Below are 5,327 nucleotides of genomic sequence, written 5' to 3' on the forward strand. Positions count from 1 at the left end.
CTCCACCAACGTACCCCTGACCAGCCAGGGAACGGACGCCGCAAAGAAGATCGTAGGCCGGAAGCGGGGCATCATCACCGACACGATCGGCCTCACCGCGCGGCCTCCTCGGCGGGGAACCCGTAGAGGCCGGTGGCGATCGCGGGAAACGCGACACTCCTGGCGCCCAGTTCATCCGCGACCTGAAGGCATCGGCGGTAGCAGGAGGCCAGCACCTCGGCCTCGGCGTAGTCGCCGCCCTCCCAGACCGGACCAACGGTATGGATCACGTGCTTCACCGGCGGGTTGAGGTCGAAGGCCGGCGTCGCCATCGCGTCGCCCGGCTCGCAGGGACCGATCGCGGCGCCCGCGTCCGCCAGACGCCGACCCGCCGCACGGTGAATCGCGCCGTCCACGCCACCACCGCCCATGAGCGACTCGTTCGCCGCAGTGACGATAGCGTCGGTCTCCTGGAGCGTTATGTCACCCTGAACAACCTCGAACACAGTCATGCCCTGATGATGCCACCGGCACCGAACTACAACACGGCAACGCATGAGCTCAGAGCAGCGGCCAGGAAGACCAGGTGGATGCCTCGGCGGTATCCACTCGCCCCAAGGCAACCGGGGCATCTCCAGCACGCCGAAGGGCCGGCAATCCGTGTCCGAGATCCTTGCGGGTGACGGTGCCATCCTGAGCCATCCGTTCAGCCCGCCAGGTCCAGACGTCGAAGAACTCGCGAGCCGACGCCGGATTTTCGGCTGGCACCCAGAAGTCGCCCCACCACGCAACGCCAGCGCGACTTCGTCGGCGACATCGGTCCCATGATGATCGCGGCACCGTGGTCAGGCTTCCTGGAACCTGCGATGAGTTGCCAAGCTTGTCGGAACCGGTTCCGACCAATGACCGGGATGATGTCGCCATGGACACGACCCCTGCGAGCCGGGCGCTCGTCGAAGCAGGTTGGCAGAAGGTTCGCGCCGACGGGCGGGTCCGCCGGGCACTGCTCGAAGCGGCCTACGCCGAACCCCGCCTGCGTTGGTTGTTTCCCTGGACAGGGATGGGAGAGCTGCACTTCAGCCGCTGCACAGAGCAGCGATGGACGTGGGACATCCCCTACATCCAGCCTGCGGTAGGAGGCGGCTACCGGGTCTCTGGCCCCCTACGCGGTGAGGTCGTGGGTCCGGTGGCGACGCCGGAGCAGGCCGTCGCGATGGTGGTCGAACGTCTCCCTCCCGCCTGTGGACCCGCCTTCGTCGGAACTCCCGAGGAACTCGCCCTCCACGAGGCCACGGACCAGTTCGCCGGCCTTGAAGCCCAAGGCACCGGCCACTCCACGAACTGACCTCCCCGGTTCCAGCCGTCATGGCCAGGTTCCAACTACCGTGTCACGACTCAACCATGCGTCGAATGTGGCGGCTCGGTGGCTCAGCCGCGGACGTCGAACTCGATGTAGTCCACGTCGGTGAGCTCGACCTCCTCCAGGTCGCCGGCGCGGGTGCCGCCTTCCTGGAAGTACGACTGCTGCAGGCCTGCGGCGACGATGCGTTCGAGGTCGCGTTCGGAGGCGCCGGCGTGGTGGGCGTCGAACAACTCCTGGGCGTGGGTGGGGGGCGTTCACGAGAGCCATCTGACTGCGGAGACGCCTCGAACGAATGTGTGCTTTCCCGTGGAGTCGGTGATCGTTTCCCGCGTGGAGGTCTGCCGTGGATGACTCGCGCGGCGATGTGTCGAGAGGTTACGCGTCGATCTCCCAGTGAAGGCGTCCCTGTTCCTTCAGCCGCTGCAGGAGTTCGATCATCTCGGTCGGGTCGGCGCCGGGTGACAGGTCGGCGGAGACGTAGGTGCCTTGCAACCACTCGTGGGGCATGTTCAGACGTACGAGTTCGTCGTGGACGTCGGCGTGGGTCCCCTCCAGGAGTGGGTGGTCGCGCACGAACGCGGCGCGCAGCAGGCGGTGACCCGACTTTTCCAGAACTCCGACCACGAAGTCGTCGCCGTCGACCGCGATGATGTCGCCGCGACACAGTCCGTAGGTGAAGAACGGGAGGCAGGCCAGGCGGGCCGCCCGGGCAGGGGGACGGAGCCGGGGCTCACCGGCGTCGAGTTCGGTCCACAGCTGCTCCCGCGACTCCGGCTCTCCCTCGAGGACCGCGTGGCAGATGTAGTTGCGTTCGGCCCGGTCCACAGGGTTGTCGTGTTGGATGACGGTTCCCGTGAAGTCCGCGATCGATGTCCGCATGCGTCGTCTCCAATCCGTTGTGGCGGAATCTCCTGCACGGGTCCGTACACGTCGCCGACCTGCGACCATTCCGTTGTGACCGGATTCAATCAGCCACGTCCTCGGTCTGCGGGGGCGGCCGGTCGATCGTCGTTCTCCACGCAGCCAGCGACCGGCCCCGGCGACGCGGTCCTTGAGGCGATCGAAGACGTCACCGCCCGGACACCCGACGAAAGTGCGGCATGCATGTTTCGGTCGCGTGGGCACTGGAGGCCGCCGGTCGGATGTTCCTCTGTTCCTCAGTGGTCACGGAATCGGTGCTCGGTGCCTCGGGCTTGGTGGGGAACGGGTTCCGTCTCGCCGGTGTGTGCGGCCCGGGAGGTGATGTGGGTGACCATGACGGTGCGCACGCCTTCGGAGAGGTCGGCGGGGCCGGGGCCGGTTCCTCGGACGAGGTTGCGGAATGCCTCGTGTTCGGCGTGGAGGGGTTCCTTCTTGTCGAGGGCGTAGCGGGTGACGTCGCCTTCGGTGACGCCTCGGAAGGTGGTGAGGGCGTCCCAGTGGTGGGGGGTGTGGCCGTTGGCCCAGTGGGTGAGGTCGGCGGTGAGGGTGTCGGCGACGAGGCATCCGTGTTCGCCGGTGACGGTGGTGGTGCGTGCCTTTCGGGGGGTGACCCAGTTGACCTGGTGGTGGGTGATGGTGCCGTCGTCGAGTTGGCCGAGGGCGGCGAGGAGGTCTTCGTGGGGGCGTCCGGTGCGGTGGGCGGTGCGGGCGGCGATGGAGGTGTAGGCGTGGTGGGTGATCCAGGTGGTGAGGTCGAGGTCGTGGGTGGCGAGGTCGTGGATGACGCCGACGTCGGTGATGCGGTCGGGGTAGGGGCCGGTGCGTCGGGTGCCGATTTCGAACACGTCGCCGAGGTCGCCGTTTTCGAGGCGGGCTCGCAAGGCGATGAGGGCGGGGTTGAAGCGTTCGATGTAGCCGACGGCGGCGGGGATGTCGGCGGTGTGGAAGGCGTCGCGCAGGCGCCGGGCGGCGCCGGGGGTGGTGGCGAGGGGCTTTTCGATCAGGGTGGGGATGCCGGCGTGGGCGAGCTGCAGGCCGAGGGCCTCGTGCAGGAGTGTGGGGCAGGCCAGAACGGCGTAGTCGGGTCGGTGGCACAGGAGTTGGTCGATGTCGTGGGCGACGGGCAGGCCGTCGACGGCGTGGTACGGGTCGCCGTGGGGGTCTGCGGCGGCGATGAGGTCGACGCCGTCGAGGTGACGCAGGACGCGGGCGTGGTGGCGGCCCATGCGGCCCAGGCCGATCAGGGCGGCGCGCAGTCGCGGGCGGGTCATCGCGGGCTCCGCCCGTGGTCCGCAGTGGTGAGTGCGGTGAGGGTGGTGGTGATGCGGTCGAGGTCGTCTTGGGTGAGGGCGGGGTGGACGGGGAGGGAGAGGACTTCGGTGGCGGCGAGGTCGGTGTGGGGCAGGTGGGTGTCGGTGCGGTAGGCGGGTTGGCGGTGCAGGGGTGTGGGGTAGTGGACGGCGTTGCCGATGCCGTGGGCGGTCAGGGCCTGGGCGAGGGTGTCGCGGTGGTGGGGGTGGTGGACGCGGATCGTGTACTGGTGGTGGACGTGTCCGGTACCCGGAGCGGTGGTGGGCGCGGTGATGCCGGACAGGGTGGCGAAGGCGGCGGTCAGGTGGGTGGCGTTGTGGCGTCGGGCGCGGATGGCGTCGTCGAGGCGCGCGAGTTGGGTGCGGGCGATGGCGGCGTTGACGTCGTTCATGCGGGCGTTGGTACCGACGATCTCGTGGTGGTAGCGGGTGGCGGATCCGTGGTTGCGCAGCAGGCGCAGGGTGTGGGCGAGGGCGGGGTCGGCGGTGGTGATCATGCCGCCTTCGACGGCCTGCATGTTCTTGGTGGGATAGAAGCTGAACGCGGCGGCGGTGCCCAGGGCGCCGGCCCGGTGGCCGTGGTGGGTGGCGCCGTGGGCCTGGGCGGCGTCCTCGATCAGGGCGAGGCCGTGGCGGCGGGCGAGGGCGCCCAGGCGGGTGGTGTCGGCGGGGTGGCCGTAGAGGTGGACGGACAGCAGCGCCGCGGTGCGTCCGGTGATCGCGGCGGCGGCCGCATCGGGGTCCAGGGTGTGGGTGTGGGGGTCGATGTCGGCGAAGACGCATGTCGCGCCGGTCAGGCGGATCGCGGCGGCGGTCGCGGCGAACGTGAAGGACGGCAGGACGACCTCGTCGCCGGCGCCGATGCCCAGGGCCAGGGCGGTGAGCCACAGCGCGCTGGTGCCGGAGTTGACGGCGACGCAGTGACGGCCGTCCACCCACGCCGCGAACTCGGTTTCGAGGGCTTCGACTTCGGGGCCCTGGACGAGGTGGCCGCTGCGCAGGACGCGGGTGGCGGCGCTGATGTCGTCCTCGTGAAGGCGGGTGTCGGCGATGGGGATGGTGCGGTGCATGGGGGTGTCCTTCCGGGTCGGGTGCGCCGACGCGGAAGGCTTTTCCCGGGTCAGCGCGGGTCGGAGGTGGGTGTGGGGGTGTTGCCGTGGTGGAGGTAGGCGGTGGTGCCGGTGGCGAGGGCGTGGGCGCAGGCGTGGAGGCGGCGGGCCATGTGGGGGGCCATCAGCCGGTCCCACTCGGCCGGTTCGGCCAGGTGCCAGGAGGAGAGCTCGTCGTCGGCGAGGTGCAGGTGTTGTTCGGCGTCGGCGCGGGTGAGGGTGCCGCCGTCGAACAGGTGGTTCGCGAGCGCGGGGCGGCCGTCGGGCTGTGGTGGGACCCAGTCGACGACGAGGAGTCGGCCGGGGAGCAGGTCGAGGCCGAGTTCCTCTTTGACTTCGCGGCGGGCGGTGTCCCAGGGGTATTCGCCTTCGTCCATGGCGCCGCCGGGGATTTCCCAGTGGCCGTCGCCGTAGGCGGGTTCGACCAGGAGGATCCGGCCTTCGGTGTCGTGGAGGATCGCTCCGGCGCCGCCGATGTGTTTGGGCAGCGTGGCGTAGTACTCGGCGGGAGGAAGGTGGTGGCTCATGGGGCGCGACGCTAGTGCCGTGCCGCCGCCGGGGGGGGGCGGCACGGCGGGGTGCGACGAGCGTGTGACAAACCCGGGCGGCCAAAACACCCCCGGGGTGAACACCGAGATCGGGAGA

General features: G+C 69.7%; 7 protein-coding genes and 1 pseudogene. 2 read left to right on the forward strand and 6 right to left on the reverse strand.

Annotation, left to right across the window (positions count from 1 at the left end; all coding sequences use genetic code 11):
* A pseudogene (locus ABZS54_RS42065) lies at positions 1-94 on the forward strand (IS5/IS1182 family transposase); the annotation flags it as partial.
* Here ABZS54_RS42065 and ABZS54_RS42070 read toward each other — a convergent pair.
* Positions 93-671, reverse strand: a complete 579-nt coding sequence (locus tag ABZS54_RS42070) for a macro domain-containing protein (RefSeq protein WP_355548461.1) — start codon at positions 669-671, stop codon at positions 93-95. The pseudogene ABZS54_RS42065 and the gene ABZS54_RS42070 overlap by 2 nt on opposite strands.
* Before the next feature lie 230 nt (positions 672-901).
* On the opposite strand from ABZS54_RS42070, the gene ABZS54_RS42075 reads away from it, so the two are divergent.
* Positions 902-1,324, forward strand: coding sequence for a DUF6193 family natural product biosynthesis protein (locus ABZS54_RS42075; RefSeq protein WP_355548464.1), 423 nt, complete (start codon positions 902-904; stop codon positions 1,322-1,324).
* An 83-nt stretch (positions 1,325-1,407) separates the two neighbouring features.
* Here ABZS54_RS42075 and ABZS54_RS42080 read toward each other — a convergent pair whose 3' ends face one another.
* The 5 genes from ABZS54_RS42080 to ABZS54_RS42100 all read right to left on the reverse strand — a co-directional run bounded on the left by ABZS54_RS42080 (position 1,408) and on the right by ABZS54_RS42100 (position 5,209).
* Positions 1,408-1,572, reverse strand: a complete 165-nt coding sequence (locus ABZS54_RS42080; protein ID WP_355548467.1) for a hypothetical protein — start codon at positions 1,570-1,572, stop codon at positions 1,408-1,410.
* 145 nt (positions 1,573-1,717) lie between these two features.
* Positions 1,718-2,221 (reverse strand): DUF4265 domain-containing protein, encoded by a 504-nt coding sequence (locus ABZS54_RS42085; RefSeq protein ID WP_355548470.1) that lies wholly within the window; start codon positions 2,219-2,221, stop codon positions 1,718-1,720.
* Between the two features lie 278 nt (positions 2,222-2,499).
* A complete protein-coding gene (locus tag ABZS54_RS42090) occupies positions 2,500-3,534 on the reverse strand; it encodes a Gfo/Idh/MocA family oxidoreductase (RefSeq protein WP_355548473.1) in 1,035 nt (344 codons plus the stop codon).
* Positions 3,531-4,643 (reverse strand): DegT/DnrJ/EryC1/StrS family aminotransferase, encoded by a 1,113-nt coding sequence (locus ABZS54_RS42095; protein WP_355548476.1) that lies wholly within the window; start codon positions 4,641-4,643, stop codon positions 3,531-3,533. The genes ABZS54_RS42090 and ABZS54_RS42095 overlap by 4 nt, the downstream gene beginning before the upstream one ends.
* A gap of 50 nt (positions 4,644-4,693) precedes the next feature.
* On the reverse strand, positions 4,694-5,209 hold the full coding sequence (locus tag ABZS54_RS42100; RefSeq protein ID WP_355548479.1) for an NUDIX hydrolase: 516 nt from the start codon (positions 5,207-5,209) through the stop codon (positions 4,694-4,696).
* Positions 5,210-5,327: the final 118 nt, after the last annotated feature.

It is taken from the genome of Embleya sp. NPDC005575 (assembly GCF_040605455.1).
Taxonomy (GTDB): domain Bacteria; phylum Actinomycetota; class Actinomycetes; order Streptomycetales; family Streptomycetaceae; genus Embleya.